The organism is Enterococcus quebecensis (genome assembly GCF_001730365.1).
Classification (GTDB): Bacteria; Bacillota; Bacilli; order Lactobacillales; family Enterococcaceae; genus Enterococcus_L; species Enterococcus_L quebecensis.
The window spans coordinates 398218-416286 of record NZ_MIKB01000012.1 but is presented as its reverse complement, the minus strand read 5'-3'; the positions used below and the strand labels follow the sequence as shown (position 1 = coordinate 416286).

The following is an 18069-nucleotide window of genomic DNA, read 5'->3' as shown; positions in this document are numbered from 1 at the left end:
CCTTGGGCACCTTCTCCCTATTTTCAGGGAATAGTTGTTGTAAAAAACCTTTTTTCAACCGCTTCAAAGCATCTAACTTACGTTGATGAAGAGCGATGGTATTGTCGAGTTGTTTGAAGAAGGAGCCGATTTTTTTTTGTTCTTCAGTACTGGGTGTCATTATTTTGAAGTTAGAGTATTCCTCAGCGTTAACGCCAGGCTGTCCAGAACGTTGCGAAGTAATCTTGATAAATTTGTCATAAGTATCTGTTAATGTGTTTTGAAATATAAATTCATGACTGTATTGTGGTCTAATTCTTGCACGAATTAGGAACCCTGCATAATAAACTAATCCGTCACTTTCATTATAGTAATACGATTTTCCAACACTTGCTCCTGTTCGTGCGAAAAGTATATCTCCTTTTTGAAGTTTATATTTATCAGCGCTTTTAAAATTAATATCTGGAGAAGTAATTTTATTTTGAATAAATTTATGACTATTATCATCTATATCTGTAATTCTAATATATTTGTGTTCACCATCAAATTCTTTTGCAGGCGCATTTAGTCCGTACTCGAAACTTTCAGCAATTTCCCCCAACTTACGCTGTTCCCAATCGTCAAAAAAGCCGTCAAATCGAAGCACAGGTATGTTTTTTTCCTCATCTTTCATCGAAAAACCGCCTTTGTAGCTTCGATTATATCCTTTGTATCAGGAGTTACAGCAAGCTCATCCAGCAATGACAAGAAATCACTTTCAGCCTTTTCAATTTCAGAATTCAACGTGACCATTTCTTTACTCAAATCTACTATATCAATACGTTCTTCTTCTTCAAAAGTATCAACATATCGAGGAATATTTAAGTTGTAATCATTCTCTTTAATTTCATCTAACGTTGCAATATGAGAGTATTTCTCTATTTCTTTGCGATTAATCACTGTATCGACAATCTTCTCAACATCTTCAAATCGCAAATGATTTTGTTTTTTTAATTTCTCAAAATCTTTACTTGCATCAACAAATAGAATATCTGACTCTACACGGTTCTTTCTTATAATCAAGACACAAACTGGAATAGATGTATTTAAGAATAGTTTATCAGGGAACCCAATTATAGCTTCAATCTGATGTTTATTAATTAGTGCTTTACGGATACGGCCTTCAGCAGCACCACGGAACAATACACCATGGGGTAAAATAATCGCCATACGACCACTATCCTCTAAGTGATACAAGCAGTGTAATAAGAATGCATAATCAGCTTTTGTCTTAGGAGCAACACCATATTCACGCCAACGCGGATCATCTTCATGGTCTTTACTATCCCAGTGAGCCGAATACGGTGGATTTGCCATTACAGCGTCAAACATTCGTGGATTATCTTTTCCGTCTACAACACCATCTGGCCAGTCACTTTCAAGCGAGTCCGCATGATTGATACTGATATCATTATACTCGACACCGTGCATCATTAAGTTCATCCTTGATAAACGGTAAGGGGTTGCGTCTTTTTCTTGACCAAAATACTTAATCATTCCACGTTTATGTGAATTTTTCATACAGCTTGCTGTTGTGAGTAAAAGGGAACCAGAACCGACAGTAGGATCATAGATAGAGAAATTTTCTTCCTCTTCTCGACCAAAAGTTAAAATTTGAGCCATAACACCAGAAATCTCTTTTGGTGTATAGTATTGTCCCATATCAGATGCTAGTACAGTGGCAAATTGCGCAACTAAATATTCATAAATATCTGAAACAGTATCATCACTACTAGATAAATCAAATTCAGGGGATGATAGTAACTCAATCATAGAAATCATCACACTGGCACGAGCTTGTACATTAGCGCCTAAATCAGCACTATCGAAGCGCATGCCATCAAAGATACCTTCAAAATCACCTTTCGCTTCTAACGCTATTTGTTGGTTAAAGTGACCGAATGTATCAGTCATCATCCCAATATTAAAACGATCTTCATCAATTGCTTTTTTCCAATCTGTAAAAAAATCATTTGGTTGAATAGCCAAGGTTCTTTTTCATATAATCTAAAGCTTTAGCGGAATCTTGAGCATAAATATTTTCCCATGTTTCACCACGTAGAACGCTCTCTAACCATCGAGTTGCTTTTTCAGATAGATATTTATAAAACAAAATTCCAAAGATATAGTCCTTGTAAGCAGTTAGTCCAATTTGTCCACGTGTTTGATTGAGCATCGCCCACATTTTTGTTTGCTGTTCATTTGAAAGTACCATTAAATTTTTCCTACTTTCTCTTATCTTTAAATTAAACGTTTCATTTACTTATAACGAGTTGAAAAATGTCATCAATGCTTCTTCAAAATCTGAGGCTCCGAAGAATCCAATATTTTCTTCCTCTTCAATCGCATGTACAATATCAGCAAGTTTTGGATTATCAATGAGCGTATGTCCAGGTAAAAACAAATCGAACGCTTCTACAATCCTATTTCCATTTACATCTTGATTTGCTGCCCAACGGCGAATCTTTAGTTCTCGACGCTCAGTACGATATTTCTTTCGTGTATCTTGAAGAGATTCTGTTGTAAAATGTTGGGTAATCTCACCAGCTTCGATATCATCCACAATCTCATGGATTTCTTGACGACTTTCATCGTCCATCGGAGTAATGTGCTTATCAATTGCTTCTTTGTTCGTTTTAGTCTTATCATCCATAAACACATTTAAAAGTTCCACCAATCTATCATAATCAATTATTTCGTGGTGATAAAATTCAATTCCTATTTTGATTTCGGTAAGATCAGGGCGTTCATCTTCTGGTAATCTCTCTCTTGCATCATTTAACCGTGCTTGTAAAGCCCCAAATTCTTCAATACTTGAAATATCAAGTCGAACCATCTTTCCAGTTGGTTCACGTTTTTCGTCTAACGCTTCAATCTCGCTTCCTAGTTCGTATCCCTGCTGTACCAAGCGTTGAATAACATTCTGTGTAGATAAAGCAAGATTTACAAACTCTTTTAAATCACGTTGTCCACGAGGTACTTGGCTAAAGTCCGTGCCCGCTAGTTGTTTTAATCTTGAAACGGCTTCTTCTAAATCGTTTATTTGATGGCTTTGAGGTTTCGCTAAAATATCGTCGTCCTCTAACTCTTGAGTTCGTTGATTTTTTGCTTCTTTCTCTGCTTCTTGAAGGGTGTCGTTCCCACCTCTTGTATAAATCCGTAATGCATTTTCAACAAACTCTTGCATTTCGTCCCCTTGACGATAGAAGCGCACTTTTCCATGAGGTTTACTGTTGAGATCGAATGCTCTGTTTGTCCTAGACATCGCCTGAATGAGCATTCCTTCTTTTAGCGTTTTGTCCATGTAGATCATATTGACGAATTTTGAATCGAAACCAGTCAACAATTGATCTGAAACAATCACTAAATCCAGTCGCTCTTCGTCTTTACCTTGATTATATGGTTTCTTACGAGCTAGCCGCTTCGTGATATCTAGCATATACGCCCGAGTTGGTTTTTTAGCGTCCAAAATACTTGGAACATTGAATTTTTTAGTATAGCTCTTAATCGCTTTTTTGAGTGCTTCATTTTGCTCCTTGGTACCAGATTCATTAGATTCATCATGAGAAAATGTCATTGCAATATTTAAATGTGGTGCTTTCTCTTTAAAGATATTGTAGTAGTGTACAACGGCTTGCCTACCAGACACAGCAAGCATCGCTTGAAATGTGTTCTCTTTACGTATTCCTGCAATTAATGCACCACTTGATGTTTTGTTCCAATTATCAAGAATATCTTGGACTACTTCCTGACGATAGACATCACTTTGATATACTTCTTTTTCATAGTCTTTTTCGGAGAATTGGTCTTGCGGGTGTTCGACAACCCATAGCGGTTTGAAGTACGTTACATCAAAACCTAAAACATTGCCATCGCCAATCGCATCTTTAATTGTATATGTATGCAGACGTTTTCCAAAAATATCGTGAGTTGAGATATCTCGAGTTGTTTTTACATCGTTTATTTCATCGCTGTAGAAGTTCGGGGTACCAGTAAAACCAAACCACGTCGTTTTCTTAAAAGCTTTTTTGATTAAGTGCACCGAGTCGCCACTGGCACTTCGATGAGCTTCATCCATAATGATAACGTTCCAATCATCGTTTTCTAATCCTCGTTTAACAGCTTTTGTTAATCCTTGAACAGATATTAGTAAGATTTGTGATGCACCCTTGTGCTTCAATTCTCTCTTTAATTCGCGGCCATTAACCTTTTTAATACGATTTTTAAAGTGCATATAAGCATAATCCTTAAAGTTATCGAGTGTTTGATCAATCAAATCAACACGATCTACGATAAATAGCACGTTCCTAATTCTAGGGGCTGACGCTAACAACTGAGCAACCTTAAAAGATGTAACTGTTTTTCCAGAGCCAGTTGTGTGCCAAATATAACCACCTTCCTTTTGTATAAGACCGCTTGCTTCCATTTCTTTCATACGCTGTATAATTTCTCGTGTTGCTTGAATTTGGTAGCTACGCATAACCATCAAATTGTTGTTTGATGCGTCTGGAATCATATTAACTGTGATTAAACGATGTAACGCTGGGATTCCCAATACTTGATGGGCAAACTCAAATGCATCTGTAACGTCTTTATTATTTTCATCTCGCCAGCCAAACACAAATGTTTTATTGTAATGCTCAACTGAATTTGGTCGTGCAAAATAATGCGCTGAATGTTGGCTCATGATGAATTGGACTTGTACAAACGCAAACAATCCTTCATATAGCCCGTCACCATGGTAGCCCTTCAACTGCTCGAAAGCACGCCATTGATTTTGTACATGTTCGTCCTTTTCCTCAATATGTCCAACCGGAATTCCATTGATCAGCAGAGCTATATCAATAATCCGTTTCGTCGTTAACCCTTTAGGTAAATCATCAAACCTCACTTGAGTGACGATCTCGTAACGAGATCGTCCACCTGCCACGTCCTCTTCATAAAAGATTTCGACTTCTAAACTAGAACCATCATCACGAGTAATAGGAATTGATCCCACTCCACCAGCACCAACCAATAAAAGTTGAGCATCGTAAGGCGTTCGAACACGTTGTAACTCTTGGAGAATCAATCCAAATTCAACATCAGACAGTGGGATTCCTTTTAACTTATAGGCGTTAGTTTCATTTAAAATGTCACGCCAATGTTGTTCAATTTTTTTTATGCTGACGTTGGATAATTCTTTACGATAAGTCCAGCCTTCAGCTTCAAGCTTTTTAATTAAAGCCTCTTCAAATTTTGCTTCTGCCAATTAAATACTTCCCTTCGCTATTTTATGCGAACAATTTCTGTAAATAACACTTCTTCGTTTTCTCTCAACTTACGCTTTACTGAAACGTTTGTATACACATTACAACTATACCACGAGTAAGTAATTATCTACAATAAGATTTCTATTTATAATTTTAAAAAAAACAATGTTTCATTTAAAATAAAGTATTTAAATTCATAAGTACAATTTAATTATCTATGAAAACAAAAAACACTTATTTATCTGCAAAATGCTCCAAATGTGAGACCTTACTCTAAATACAAGATTTCATTCAATACCTCTTTTTTTCTTTGATACAAATCAAAGTTACTAATATTCGAAACTAATGAAGACAAATAATTTTTAATCCAAAAGTAACAGAACTTCGAGAAAAAGAAAATGTTTTTTCTGTAAAAATAACTTTATTGTTAAATCAAATAGTAAAAAAACTAGAGTAAATAATGCAAACAATTATCAATTAAAACAAAATAACCTCACCATTTTTTGCAGAAATGGTGAGGCAATATATCTTATGATCCATTGTGCTCTCCTAAAAGATACAACAGATCATTTTTTTATCGATGTTTAATTGGATACTTACTGATTTCTTGTAGTATTGATTATATAAAAATATTTTTAGATTCCAACAATGATGATTAGTGGACTGGTGCGCTTTTAAATCTAATTGCTTTTATTTTATCTATTCTTTTGTCTGACTTCTTATTTTAATTTGGGGAATTAAGTTCATCTTAGATAAATCACAATATCAAAAGTTTTGGCCGTATCCATTCACTTTTTTTGAGACTACCCAACATTATTAAAGTCTAATGATGCAAAACAAATAGCTAGAATAAATGATAACAAATATACCTTTTTTATAAAATCATTCTTTCATATTAGCCCCTTTATTACTTTTCAATCACTGCATCTTTTGAAATTTTTTCTATCCTATACTTATCTCCTTTTAAGATTTCATCGAGAGAAAAATCAAAAAAGAAGCTTAATTCAACTAGAGTATCAATGTTAGGATACGATTGTTCATTTTCCCATCTTGACACTGTTTGTCTCGTCACATGAAACTGATCAGCTAGTTGTTGCTGAGTTAATTTTTTCAGTTCCCTACGTTCTTTTAATAATATTCCGATCTCCATACAGCCATCCCATCTTTAAAAAGATTTTTTTGTACCCACTTATTCATATTCCATTACTTTTTGCCTTACTTACACTTACCCTCTAGGGATAAGTCCGTACCAACGTCTAACATTCATTTTTCTTATCAACACTATACACAATAATTCAGTAACTCCTAACATCGCAAAAACATTTTTTATCTATGTCTTAATAATCTAAATATCACACAATATATATTATTTAAAAAGCAATTTGAACGTTACGTCAAGATAACCATAGGAATTTCTTAGGTTTCTCATCACTTATTCTTTTCCGTTTTTAAGACAATGCTTCTCTATTTCCTAAAAAAGAAAGTTAATTGAGTGAGTTTGAACCATATTCTACTAAGAATTACATCGAATGGATACTAAAAAAGAGTAAAAAATAAACAAAGTAAGCATTTTACCTAAAACAGCTACTCCCTTGTTTACTTTATACTCTCGTTAACAGTCGTTAATAGATCGATAACTAATTCGTTATCAGAATTTAAAATTCTGTGTATTTTTTTTTAATTCCTCTACTTTTTTCAATTGGATACTTCTGAGCATTCAACTCCAATTTATCATTGATGATCTTTTCAACATTCAACTCTAAATCAGACGCTAACATTAAACTATAAATAAACACATCCGCCAATTCTTGTTCTATGTTCTCTATGCTTTTCATTTTTGCTTCTTCACTTGTATTCCATTGGAAATTTTCTAGTAGTTCAGAGGCTTCCAAAGAGATCGAAATTGCTAAATCTTTTGGATTATGAAACTGTCTCCACTCTCGTGCATCTCTAAATTGATTGATTTTTTCGGTTAATTTGTCCAACTTGGTTCTCTCCTTTTGAATCAAAAACTAAAATAAATCATATTCTCCGACCTTTTTTAATTATACTAATCCCTATTGTTTTCTCAAAATTTTATCCATCGCTTTTCCTTTGGCTAATTCATCAATCAGTTTGTCTAGATAACGAATTTTTTGCATCAATTTATCTTCGATATCTTCTACTCGATAACCACAAATCACGCCTTTGATTAAGGAAACATTACTGTTTATTTGAGGTGCTTCTGCGAAAAATCTTTCAAAATCAACGTTATTATCTACTTGTTTTTGTAATGATACCTCATCATATCCAGTCAACCAGAAAATGATTTCATCAACTTCAGCTTTAGTCCGTCCTTTTTTCTCAACTTTTTTGATATAAAGTGGATATACTCTGGCAAAGGGCATCGTAAAAATTTTTGTTTTTTTGGCTTCCATAATTTTTCATCCTTTTTTAGATTATTTTTTCTATCAAATCCGTCTCTTCTTTATTTAATTATATCTTTATCTCGACATTTATTAAACTGTTTTATTTTAAATGTTTCTCTTCGTATGTTCACCTAACCTTAAAATAGATTATAAAAAAGACTGGGACATAACTCTATGAGTCATACCCAGTCTCTCGGAATCCGTCTAAAGGTGGGAATCAGAAACAACTACTTCAACAATAAACTTCTGTCCCAACCTCTTTCCGCTATTAAACTTGTCCCAAAATATCTAAAATAATTTGTGCATGCATTCCTGCACCAACAGGGAAACATTCTTCCATGATTTTGAATTTTGGATGATGATTCATATAGCCACAACCTTCTGCTGCAGTGCCGCCACCTAAGATGAAGAAGGAACCTGGTTTTACATCCGTATAGGCGGAAAAATCTTCTCCCCCCATCATCTTCGGTGCTTCAAACATTCGCTCTTTACCAACCACTTTTTCAGCCGCTGCCATAACAATATCAGTTGCATCGCTATCGTTATTGACTTCACTATAACCAAACAAATAATCTAAGTCATAAGTAGCATCATACATCTTACAGATGCCATCAATGATTCCTTCGATACGCTTTTTAATGAACAGTCGTATGTCTTTATTGTTTGTACGAACGGTACCTTGGATTTGTGCTGTATCAGGAATCACATTAGCTGTTTTCCCTGCATTAAATTCACCAATTGAAATAACTGCATTCTCAAAAGGACTAATGTTTCTTGAAACGATATTATTTAAATTATTGATGATTTCTACTCCAATCATGATTGGGTCGACAGAAAGATCTGGCGTTGAGCCATGTGAACCTTTGCCTTGGATCTTCAATGTAAAGACATCTGATGCTGCACTAGCCGCACCTTTTCTTGTTCCAACCATCCCCACAGGAATATTTGGTGCAATATGCAGACCGAAAACCATATCTACATCATCCATTACACCAGCTTCAACCAATAATTTTGCCCCACCTGGCGGTTCTTCTTCTGCTGGTTGGAAAATAAATTTCACAGTACCGGCAATTTTATCTTGCATAGCAGTTAAGGTTTTTATGGCGCCTAAAAGCATCGCCGTATGAGTATCATGTCCGCACGCATGCATCACACCTGGATTTTCAGAAGGGAAATCAACGTCTGATTCTTCTAAAATAGGCAATGCATCAATATCTGCTCTTAACGCAATCGTTTTTCCAGGTTTACTTCCTTTTAGAATAGCGATCACACTATTTTCAGTTAATGAACTAACTTCTAAATTCGGAAATCCAGCCAAGATACTTTTAATATATTTAGCTGTTTCTACTTCATGAAAGGATAATTCTGGGTTACGATGTAGATGTCTTCTCCATTTAATCATATCTGCTTGCGGCATTTGTTCTTGAATATTTGTCATTTTTTTTCCTCCTTTAATTGAATTATCTTATTTTTGTTTAATAAACATTATTGTCACAGCTGTCAACAAGCCAACCACTAAAAAGAAAATAAACGTCGAAATATACTGACCGTTTGACATCTCAACTAATTTTCCAATAAGTGTGGGTGAAACAAAGCCGCCAAGAATTCCTCCAGTAGCAAGTGTTCCGTAACTAGGAGCAAATTTTGCTCCTTCAAAAATTCTCAACGGAATACTCATCATCGTTACAAATGAAATGATTAAGAAAAAGTTTGCTAGCCCCATAACAATTGCTAATAGTACCAGATTTTGGACATAGTACGATCCAAATGAAGAAAGTGCACCTAATATAGCGAAAATTGCAACAACCGCTTTTTCCTTATTCTGGAAAAATTTTCCTACAACGTAACTGCCGCCGATTGAACCAACTAACATAAATAAGCCACTTACGCTGCTGATCACAGCTGCGCCATTTAAATCTAAACCACGTTCGCCAGTTAAAAAGCTTGGTACCCAACTAGACAGTCCATATAATAAACAGTTGATGAAAAATGCACTCAAAAATAAAATCCATACTCGAACATCTGACCAAATAACTAAAATAGAAATCTTTTCTGTCTTTGTTACAACAGCTTCTTGTTTTTCTTTTGATTTTTCGTTTCTAGGAATGGCAATAATTAGAAAAATTGCAATAGCAACTGCTAAACCAGTTAAGATAAGATAAGCATTTTTCCACCCTGCATTCGTGATAATTGGTGACAATGCTAGTGGTCCTATAAAACCTGCCACTCCTGAAGAAGAAAGTAAAATCCCTTGAGCAAATGTTCGTTTCTCTGGTGGGAAATTCATGGTAATTTCTTTACTAGCTGAAGACGCATAACCTGAATGGGCAAGTAATCCTGTTAAAAAACGAAGAGACATAAACATAATCAACGACGTTCCAAAACCAAATAATAATGAGAACAACCCCATTCCTAACACAGATCCAATCAAGACAACTCGCGAACCAACTTTATTGATCACTAGTCCCATTGGGATCTGCATAATCGCATATCCTAGGAAAAATGCACTCATAATCATCCCTTTAGCAGCAGGCTCTAAACCAAATTCAGTTGAAATTGGAATTAGTGAATATCCAACTGAAAGCTTGTCGATATAAACCATGGTATAGCCTAAAAACAGTGCAATTAACAACAATCCAGTTTTTTTGGGTTCTTTCTTTTCCATAAGTTCCTCCTTAAATTAAAAAGTGTAGTATCCTCGTTTCACTCCAAACGAAAAATAGATAAACATAAAATTGATGCTTTGTTATCATAATCAGCTTCTATCTTTTTCCGAGAGGCTAATGATGTAAAAATTGAATAAGTTCATCCTATCAAAACAAATCTTTATTTATATAGTATAATCCATTATTCACAGGAAAAAAAGAGCTTAATGATAAAATTATGAATATAGTATTAATATTGAACAAATCAATAAATAGATAAACCTCATAATAAGAACATTTAGATAGCGGTTACAAAAAACTATTCTGAAAGATTACTTAGTCTAATAGACTAGAAATTGTCATTAAATCCATAAATAATTTCAACAACGATTGTGTAAATCATCTACTCAGGGTAGCATTAAATTCCTCAAAAGCTCAAAAATAAAAGCAATAAACCAATACTGAGAAATATGAAGAAACCATAAATGTTATGCATGTTTATACCAATTCCATAGCCAATACGTTTTGGGATGAAAAAGTGAGACTCGGCAAAGTATTTTCCCTTCTCTTGTTTCGATTTAAAAAGTGAAGGAATAGATAAAACTGGATAAGCGAGTAAAATTAAAGAAGCTATAAAGTTTAATTTTTGATCCATAAAAAAACACCTACTTTTGTACTTATTATACACCTGAATGACACTTTCACGAAAGAAATGGACGTGAAAACTCAGCATATTGTTCTTACTATAAATCATGCTAGATACTATGGATGTGGGTATAAGCTCAAATTCCTCCAAAATCACTGGAAAATTTTTGTAGGAAACAAAAAGACAAAAAGCTAATCCTTTTCAATTAGCTTTTTGTCTTTGTTTATTTTTTTAATACTTCTTTTTTAGATAGATACTCTTCCTCACTAATATTTCCTTTAGCGAATTCTTCATCTAATATATCAAGAGCTGAAGAAGGAAATTCTTTTTTTGTTGGTTCTTGATTAGGATAATTATCAACGCCTGTTTGTTGGTTCGATCTATTTCTCGTAAAATAAACCACACCAAGGATCACAATAATTAGAAAACCCCACCAAAAAATTCCCATACCAAACATACCTCCGCCCATCATTCCTCTGCCTCCTGTGAAAAATTCTGAACAATGTCCCATGACTAATCACTCCTAACTTATTTTTCTTAATTATAAAAGTAAAATATGTCAAAAGTGTGTCGAAAAATGGCTTAGTTCTGTCAAACTTATTTCCGTTAACTAGATCTTGATATGTTCGATTAATTTTTTGTAAGATTCAAACGATGGGTGTTTTATAAGCGTATCGTTCTCAATAGTTAACGTTTGTTTATCAACAATTTCTTTAGTTAATGCATCAGAAAACTGCACAAAATCATTGTTGGTTTCTTCATTATAGGTTAAAGAAAAGTATTTTGATTGGCGATAGTATTTCTTTAACTGAGGGGAAGTAATTTTTTCAGGTTGATCGGCAAAGTATTCATCATAACGAGCAGTGTCGATTTTTCCATCCGTGATTGTCAATTGTAGCCGGCCTATCAATCCATCACTGAAATCTTCTGCATAACCGATGTATTTTGTTTTAGACGGTTGTCTTATCTCATCTGAAAGTTCAGCTGCAATCGCCATCAATCCTTGTCTAGCAGTTGTTGAAGAGCCTTTTACTGTTTTGAAATTTCCAGAAACTCGATTTTCTTCCCGCATTTGTTTCTCTACAAAAGTAATCCCATTAACCACGGTCACTAAAGTAGTATCCGTTCTAGGATTTTGGGCTTGGAAGAAGGCATAATCAGAGAGGCGCTTGTTAGCACCTGAATATTTGGATTCATAATAATTCTCAGCGCCGTATTCGTTGAATTCAACATTGATGATTTTTCCTGTGTCATCTGTAATTATCTCAACAATTCCTTTATTTCCCACATCAAAATAGCCTTCGTTAGTAAAATAATTCCCTTCAATTAATCCTAGAGGTGGCTGATTTGACCAGAACATTTTCTTTAATTTTTCTTCATACGTGTAAAGAGGTTTCGGATTTGAGCCAAAGGTTGTCTGAGTTGCTCCTGTAACAACATCATAATTATAAGTTGTGCCTTCAAAGGTCACATCGTTAGCAGTTTTTTCTGTCATTTCCTCACTGGATGAAGCAACCTCAGATGAGGAAGGAATGTAGAGTGCTGGTCTTGATGATTCACTGGATTTTTTTGCATCATTTCTTTGATCAGGTTTGCATCCAGAAAGACCGAACATGATGCAGAAAAACAAAACTGTAAGCAGCTGGCTTTTTTTCATAGCTTTTCTCCTTTTGTTTACTTTTTAAGCATTGAAACGATATCCACTGCCCCAAATTGTTTCAATGGGAATCTCTGATAGTTTCCCTTTTTTCAACTTCTCTCTAATCCGTCCAACATGGACAACAACGGTATAAATATCGCCATCAAGATCATCCATATCCCAAACTTGGCGAAACAGCTGTTCTTTCATCCACACTCGGTTGGGATGTTCCATAAAAAAGAGTAGTAAATCGAATTCTTTTGTCGTAAAAATAACTTCTTTGCCTAAAACAAAGACTCTACGAGCATTTTTATCAATAAGAATCTGAGCTCTCTCTACTGTATCATTTTCTTGAGTAGCGCCTGTTAATAATTGATATCGTTTAATATGAGCCTGAACACGTGCGACCAACTCACTTGGACTGAAGGGCTTCGTCATATAATCGTCTGCGCCTAAGCCTAAACCTCTAACTTTGTCGATATCTTCTTTTTTAGCTGAAACAATCATCAAGGGTACATTTTTCTTCTCTCTAATTCGACGGCAAATTTCAAAGCCATCCATTGAGGGCAACATGATATCAATCACGATTAGATCGAAGGATTCGTTCAAAGCTCGATTCAATCCTTCCAATCCATCACTCGCAATCTCAGCTTCCATTTGATTGATTTCTAAATAATCTTTTTGTAATTCAGCAATGCTTGCGTCATCTTCAATCAATAAAACGCGTGATACGTCTTTTGACATTTCGTTGTCCCCCTCAGGCTTTTTTTAGTAGAATCGTGATAGTTGTTCCTTGATGAAGTTCACTTTCAATCGTTACTTTGCCTTCATGCATATCGATGATTTGTTTGACGATAGCAAGGCCTAAACCGCTCCCGCCAGTATTCGTTGGTCGAGCTTCTTCGCCACGATAAAAATGATCGAAAACAAATGGTAGTTGTTCTTCTGGAATCCCTTGTCCGTTATCTACTATGCGAATCCTAACCTCTTGGTTCGTTTCAAAAACCTCTATTTTGATCGCAAGAGAACGTTCCTTAGATTTAAATTTCAAGCTATTTTCAATTAAATTGATGAATACACGATTTAATTGCATCCTATCCGCCAATACATAACTTGGATGTGCTTGGTGATCAATCAACTGAATGGAAACTGAGCTTTCTTGCAACTGAAATTCTTCAATGATATGTTTCAAAAATTCGTTGACATTGATCCGATCAAATTGAAAGGGAATAGCAACTGCATCTAGTTTTGAATAGAGAAACAATTCTTCGATCAGCTCGTTTAAAGAGATGGCTTTTGTATGGATCGTCTGTAAATACTTATTCTGCTTTTCTGGGGAATCAGCAACACCATCTAGTAAACCTTCCACATAACCAATAATAGATGTGATCGGTGTTTTTAAATCATGTGAAATACTCGCTACCAGTTCTTTGCGATTCTCTTCAAGTTTTTCCTGTTCTTCTGTTGAATCAATCAAGGCTTCACGCATTTTTTCAAAATCATCTGTTAGTTGTTTGACTTCCATCGCCGTCTGTTGAGATTGATCTGTCATAACTACCTCTAAATGACCATTACTTATTTCGGACATGCCTGCCCCTAAATTTTCAAGAGGTTGAATAATGGTTTTTCTTAATAAATGGTTTAAAAAGAGCAAGCCACTAAATGACACAACTAAAATCGCAACAATGATCAACACGCCCCATTTAGTCATAAATTCAAGAAAATTATTTTCTTTTTTCAAAACTAATAAGCTGCCTGGCACATTATCACTAAAATAAAAATCAAATTTCACATAGCGATATAAACGACCAGCGTTGTCGATGGTTCCTCTTGTTTCAATGTTGTTGGCATCAAATTTAGGAAAGTGAGCAACCAAGGATTTTTCGACTAAATCTTTTGAATAATAAGCAATCAGTTCATCCATGCTTACAACAACGCCTAAAGACTCAGATTCAAACTGACGGATATTTTTCTTTAATTCTCCACGGGGGATAAGAAGTTGGTCGGGATCTGTTTTGGCAATTCCACGTAGTTTGACATAGGCTAATTCCTCTTCTGGACTTAATGAGCGTTGCTGAGTAAAGGCACGATACAACGTGCCTGGAGTTGGATTTTTTCCTGTTGTTACATAGAAAATAATACAAATAATTGAAACTAATGATAGGCAGGCAATCGCAATGCCTCCAATATATGAAATGAGAAATCTCTTTTTAATTGTCATTTTTTCTCCTTTGTTTTCATTTAATAGAGGTAAGAATCACACTGCCTATTTCTTAGAAGCTAAATACTGGTTTATGTTCTCCCTTGTATGGTTCATGTTCAACAAATATAGTTATTTCATTTCCTGCTTGATCTTTACCCATTCGTTTATACGTGAATTTCTTGTTGTTCAATTCTGTAAGTTCAAGCGCTGCACCATATTTATTCTCTCCAATGGATACGTGAGCTCGAATTTTATTATGGTCCAACACATCATAGTACCCAAAATCTCCACGGCTATTGCCTGTTTTCAAATCAAAGAATTCATATTTACTATTGTCAGAATCAAATTTAGCTAAACTGATAAAGTTTTGGTTGAACTCTGTTACATCATTGCCTGCTTCATCAATAACTTTTGTTCCATTCCATAATGTTTGACCTAAAATTTTTGAACCAGTGTCTTTTGTATTTATCGTTCCAGTTTTGGTATCTAATGGTTTTGCTTCTTCTGTAAAAGTTAACTTCTCTTCATTATAAGGGATATGCTCAACAAATACATCTACTTCATTACCAGCTTTGTCTTTTCCTTTTCTTTCATAGGTGAATTTATCCTTCGTTAATTCGGTAACATCAACAACTGCTTGGTATTTTTTAGACTCTGAAATAAGGATACGTTTTTTTCCGTCATTTGTAATGAAAAATATTCCTCGGTCATCACGAGTATCACCAGTTTTAGCATCAAAAAATTCATAACGCCCAGTATCTCCGTCGTATTTTGCTAATCCGATAAAATTAACATTTTCTGCAGTTAAATCATTATTGTCTTTGTCGTATACTTTTGTTCCTTGCCAATTGGTTTTACCTAAAATGTTTGTTAGGTTCTTTCCTTTAGTGTCGCTCTTCTCTTGTTTGGTTTGTTCCGTTTGTTGCTGACTACTTGCTTTTGATTCCTTGGATTCTTCTGTCCCCATGCTACAACCTGCTAATAATACTACTAAACTTGAAACGCCTACGATAATTTTTTTATTATTCATACTTTCTCTTTCCTTTCTAAAATTCGTTCTAAATTCTCAATCTATACTTTTATTATAAAGGAGAGTTCTAAACGGATTCTAACAAGAAAATAAACAAAGTATAAACAATTTTTTGTATCTGTTAAATATCGTAACGTTAACTATCCAGGAACACTATATGTATTTATACTTTAACAACATAAGCTACTAAATTATTGGCTATAAAAAAACAGAGATATAACGTTTGAAGTTATACCTCGGTTTTTCTGTTTTAAATCGTAGTAGCTTTTGGTAAATTTTCATAGAAAGCTGCTTTCGTTGCAGCAATATATGGTGTTAGCCATAGATAACCAATTCCAAGTGTTAAAATAGCTAAGATATGCCAACCGATAAAGCTCAAATCCAATAGGAATAATTGGCCTTTGTATCCCTTCATCAACTGTCTACTGCGAGTGATACAATTTAGAAACCCAGGACGTACTCCTGTTTCTTCAAAACTGTCGTAATAAACAAAATATGCTTGAGAATAAGAATAGCCTTTGATAATTCCCGGTATAACTAAGAGTAATGACCACAAAGAGATAAAAATAGTCATTAATAGATAAATACAGATTACTCCTAAAACTACAGGTCCAGCAAAGCCTCGAAAAACATCTGAAAATGGACGGATTTCTTGTCTTTTTTCTCTTAAAAGATCAAGGAATGTCCAAGAAATTCCTGCACTGAACAATGCTCCGATGATTCCACCGACAAAACCGCCACTACCTCCTCCAGAATTTCCGTCATAACCTGTATTGCTGTTTAATAAATCTGAATTATTCTGAACAAATGTAAGCATGGGTAATATCAGTACAACAAATAATAAAAGTCCAATTGCAATTGCGATCAACGTCGGTACCAAACACATCAATACACTATCTTTCCAACGACCACGCAGTATTCCTTTCGCTTCATTTTTTAATTCAGCAGTTGTTTTCATAAAATTCCCTCCTTTCTATTTATTACAATCAGTATAACAAATAAATAGTCATAAAAAAAAAGATACACGTTTAGATGATTTTAGAAATGATAATCAAATTTCTATTTGTAAAGAATGGATGCTATAATTTAACCGCAAGAATAATAAAGTAAATCTATTCAACAACAAAACTAGTATCTTCATGGCTAAAATCGTTTGGAAAGTATTGCTTTCCCTTTATTTTACTGGTCTGCAAGCAATGCTTTCTTGAAAATAGGAAACAGGTTCTTTATGCTTAAGATACATTAACGAAAGGAAATTATATGATGGAATTTGGAGACAAGATAAAAGAGCTACGAACAAAAAATCAACTGACACAGGAAAAATTTGCTATTCGTTTAAATGTAACAAGACAAGCAGTATCTAACTGGGAAAATGATAGAAACCTTCCAGATCTTGAAATGTTAATCCTAATTTCTAGTATTTTTTACATTTCGCTTGATGATTTAATTTTAGGAGGAAACAACGTGAACAATATGACAGAAAAGCTAATTAAAGATGGCAGTCAAATAAGGCAAGCAAAATTAAATATGGTTACGACTTTGATTGGAGCATTTCTATTATTTTTTGGTTTTGCTTGCTTCTTTATAAAAGCAAACTCAGTAGAATATGTTGATGCATCAGGTATCCTACATGAAAATTTTTATCTTTTACCTATAGGCTTTTTGTTCATTTTTGCCGGAATGGTTGTATTTTTAGTTACTGGTATCAAATTTCTAATCGCTATCATTCGTAAGAAAACAGCGTGAATACATCTCTAACAAAAAACTCCTCTTGCAAAAAGCAAGAGGAGTTTTTACGTATGGGTATAAGGAGAAAAGATCAAGTGATCAATTGTCCCTTTTTACTTTATAGTCAACTAAAAATTATTTGTTTTTTAAGTTGTAGAAAGATTTCAAACCTTTGTACTCAGCAACTTCACCAAGTTGGTCTTCAATTCTTAATAGTTGGTTATATTTAGCAACACGGTCTGTACGGCTTAATGAACCAGTTTTGATTTGACCAGCGTTTGTTGCTACAGCGATATCAGAGATTGTTGAATCTTCTGTTTCAAAGGCGTAGTACCAATACTTTAAACATGATTTAACTAAAACTAAGGACTGATATTATAAAAGGATTGTATATCTAAGTGCTAATTAAAACAGACAGTATTATTAACTAGGAACACTTGTACTTTGCAATACTTTCAAATCAGGCTGTATGAATTTAAATTAATCTGTCAAATATTACT

At 34.4% G+C, this 18069-nt stretch carries 15 protein-coding genes and 2 pseudogenes; 1 reads left to right on the top strand and 16 read right to left on the bottom strand.

The features are described from left to right. The 15 genes and pseudogenes from BCR23_RS06340 to BCR23_RS06270 form a co-directional block, all read right to left on the bottom strand. On the bottom strand, positions 1–652 hold a 652-nt coding region (locus tag BCR23_RS06340), incomplete at its 3' end, for a restriction endonuclease subunit S (protein WP_205688494.1). Continuing rightward, positions 649–2233, bottom strand: a pseudogene (locus tag BCR23_RS06335) (type I restriction-modification system subunit M). The pseudogene BCR23_RS06335 and the gene BCR23_RS06340, both read right to left, overlap by 4 nt. 48 nt (positions 2234–2281) lie before the next feature. Beyond that, positions 2282–5269, bottom strand: a complete 2988-nt coding sequence (locus BCR23_RS06330; protein WP_069634630.1) for a DEAD/DEAH box helicase family protein — start codon at positions 5267–5269, stop codon at positions 2282–2284. 908 nt (positions 5270–6177) lie between these two features. After that, on the bottom strand, positions 6178–6420 hold the full coding sequence (locus BCR23_RS06325) for a helix-turn-helix transcriptional regulator (RefSeq protein WP_069634629.1): 243 nt from the start codon (positions 6418–6420) through the stop codon (positions 6178–6180). A gap of 505 nt (positions 6421–6925) precedes the next feature. Continuing rightward, positions 6926–7255 (bottom strand): nucleotide pyrophosphohydrolase, encoded by a 330-nt coding sequence (locus tag BCR23_RS06320; protein ID WP_069634628.1) that lies wholly within the window; start codon positions 7253–7255, stop codon positions 6926–6928. A gap of 72 nt (positions 7256–7327) precedes the next feature. After that, positions 7328–7687 (bottom strand): DUF2200 domain-containing protein, encoded by a 360-nt coding sequence (locus BCR23_RS06315; RefSeq protein ID WP_069634627.1) that lies wholly within the window; start codon positions 7685–7687, stop codon positions 7328–7330. Positions 7688–7946: 259 nt separating this feature from the next. After that, on the bottom strand, positions 7947–9116 hold the full coding sequence (locus BCR23_RS06310; RefSeq protein WP_069634626.1) for an amidohydrolase: 1170 nt from the start codon (positions 9114–9116) through the stop codon (positions 7947–7949). A gap of 27 nt (positions 9117–9143) precedes the next feature. Next, a complete protein-coding gene (locus tag BCR23_RS06305) occupies positions 9144–10343 on the bottom strand; it encodes an MFS transporter (protein ID WP_069634625.1) in 1200 nt (399 codons plus the stop codon). A gap of 407 nt (positions 10344–10750) precedes the next feature. Beyond that, on the bottom strand, positions 10751–10978 hold the full coding sequence (locus tag BCR23_RS06300) for a hypothetical protein (protein WP_069634624.1): 228 nt from the start codon (positions 10976–10978) through the stop codon (positions 10751–10753). A 214-nt stretch (positions 10979–11192) separates the two neighbouring features. Beyond that, positions 11193–11480: an SHOCT domain-containing protein gene (locus BCR23_RS06295; protein ID WP_069634623.1), complete on the bottom strand. Its 288-nt coding sequence runs from the start codon at positions 11478–11480 to the stop codon at positions 11193–11195. A 99-nt stretch (positions 11481–11579) separates the two neighbouring features. After that, the gene (locus BCR23_RS06290; RefSeq protein WP_069634622.1) at positions 11580–12626 is read right to left on the bottom strand and encodes a hypothetical protein; all 1047 of its coding nucleotides are present in this window, start codon (positions 12624–12626) and stop codon (positions 11580–11582) included. A 24-nt stretch (positions 12627–12650) separates the two neighbouring features. Further along, a complete protein-coding gene (locus BCR23_RS06285; RefSeq protein WP_069634621.1) occupies positions 12651–13352 on the bottom strand; it encodes a response regulator transcription factor in 702 nt (233 codons plus the stop codon). Between the two features lie 13 nt (positions 13353–13365). Then, complete coding sequence (locus tag BCR23_RS06280; protein ID WP_069634620.1) at positions 13366–14829, bottom strand: sensor histidine kinase; 1464 nt, start codon at positions 14827–14829, stop codon at positions 13366–13368. Between the two features lie 52 nt (positions 14830–14881). Beyond that, positions 14882–15841, bottom strand: a complete 960-nt coding sequence (locus tag BCR23_RS06275; protein WP_069634619.1) for a DUF4822 domain-containing protein — start codon at positions 15839–15841, stop codon at positions 14882–14884. 250 nt (positions 15842–16091) lie between these two features. After that, entirely contained in the window at positions 16092–16799 is a 708-nt protein-coding gene (locus BCR23_RS06270; RefSeq protein ID WP_069634618.1) for a DUF975 family protein, read from the bottom strand. A 305-nt stretch (positions 16800–17104) separates the two neighbouring features. Here BCR23_RS06270 and BCR23_RS06265 point away from each other — a divergent pair, with 305 nt between their 5' ends. After that, the gene (locus BCR23_RS06265) at positions 17105–17587 is read left to right on the top strand and encodes a DUF3955 domain-containing protein (RefSeq protein ID WP_069634617.1); all 483 of its coding nucleotides are present in this window, start codon (positions 17105–17107) and stop codon (positions 17585–17587) included. A gap of 117 nt (positions 17588–17704) precedes the next feature. Here the strand turns inward: BCR23_RS06265 and BCR23_RS14475 are convergent. Then, positions 17705–17890: pseudogene (locus tag BCR23_RS14475) on the bottom strand (phosphopyruvate hydratase); the annotation flags it as partial. Between the last annotated feature and the right edge of the window lie 179 nt (positions 17891–18069).

What these genes read in the sequence shown, in the direction of transcription:
- BCR23_RS06290 (WP_069634622.1), bottom strand. Translation starts at nt 12,626, where the DNA reads ATGAAAAAAAGCCAGCTGCTTACAGTTTTGTTTTTCTGCATCATGTTC.
- BCR23_RS06275 (WP_069634619.1), bottom strand. Translation starts at nt 15,841, where the DNA reads ATGAATAATAAAAAAATTATCGTAGGCGTTTCAAGTTTAGTAGTATTA.
- BCR23_RS06300 (WP_069634624.1), bottom strand. Translation starts at nt 10,978, where the DNA reads ATGGATCAAAAATTAAACTTTATAGCTTCTTTAATTTTACTCGCTTAT.
- BCR23_RS06310 (WP_069634626.1), bottom strand. Translation starts at nt 9,116, where the DNA reads ATGACAAATATTCAAGAACAAATGCCGCAAGCAGATATGATTAAATGG.
- BCR23_RS06280 (WP_069634620.1), bottom strand. Translation starts at nt 14,829, where the DNA reads ATGACAATTAAAAAGAGATTTCTCATTTCATATATTGGAGGCATTGCG.
- BCR23_RS06305 (WP_069634625.1), bottom strand. Translation starts at nt 10,343, where the DNA reads ATGGAAAAGAAAGAACCCAAAAAAACTGGATTGTTGTTAATTGCACTG.
- BCR23_RS06315 (WP_069634627.1), bottom strand. Translation starts at nt 7,687, where the DNA reads ATGGAAGCCAAAAAAACAAAAATTTTTACGATGCCCTTTGCCAGAGTA.
- BCR23_RS06270 (WP_069634618.1), bottom strand. Translation starts at nt 16,799, where the DNA reads ATGAAAACAACTGCTGAATTAAAAAATGAAGCGAAAGGAATACTGCGT.
- BCR23_RS06285 (WP_069634621.1), bottom strand. Translation starts at nt 13,352, where the DNA reads ATGTCAAAAGACGTATCACGCGTTTTATTGATTGAAGATGACGCAAGC.
- BCR23_RS06325 (WP_069634629.1), bottom strand. Translation starts at nt 6,420, where the DNA reads ATGGAGATCGGAATATTATTAAAAGAACGTAGGGAACTGAAAAAATTA.
- BCR23_RS06265 (WP_069634617.1), top strand. Translation starts at nt 17,105, where the DNA reads ATGGAATTTGGAGACAAGATAAAAGAGCTACGAACAAAAAATCAACTG.
- BCR23_RS06295 (WP_069634623.1), bottom strand. Translation starts at nt 11,480, where the DNA reads ATGGGACATTGTTCAGAATTTTTCACAGGAGGCAGAGGAATGATGGGC.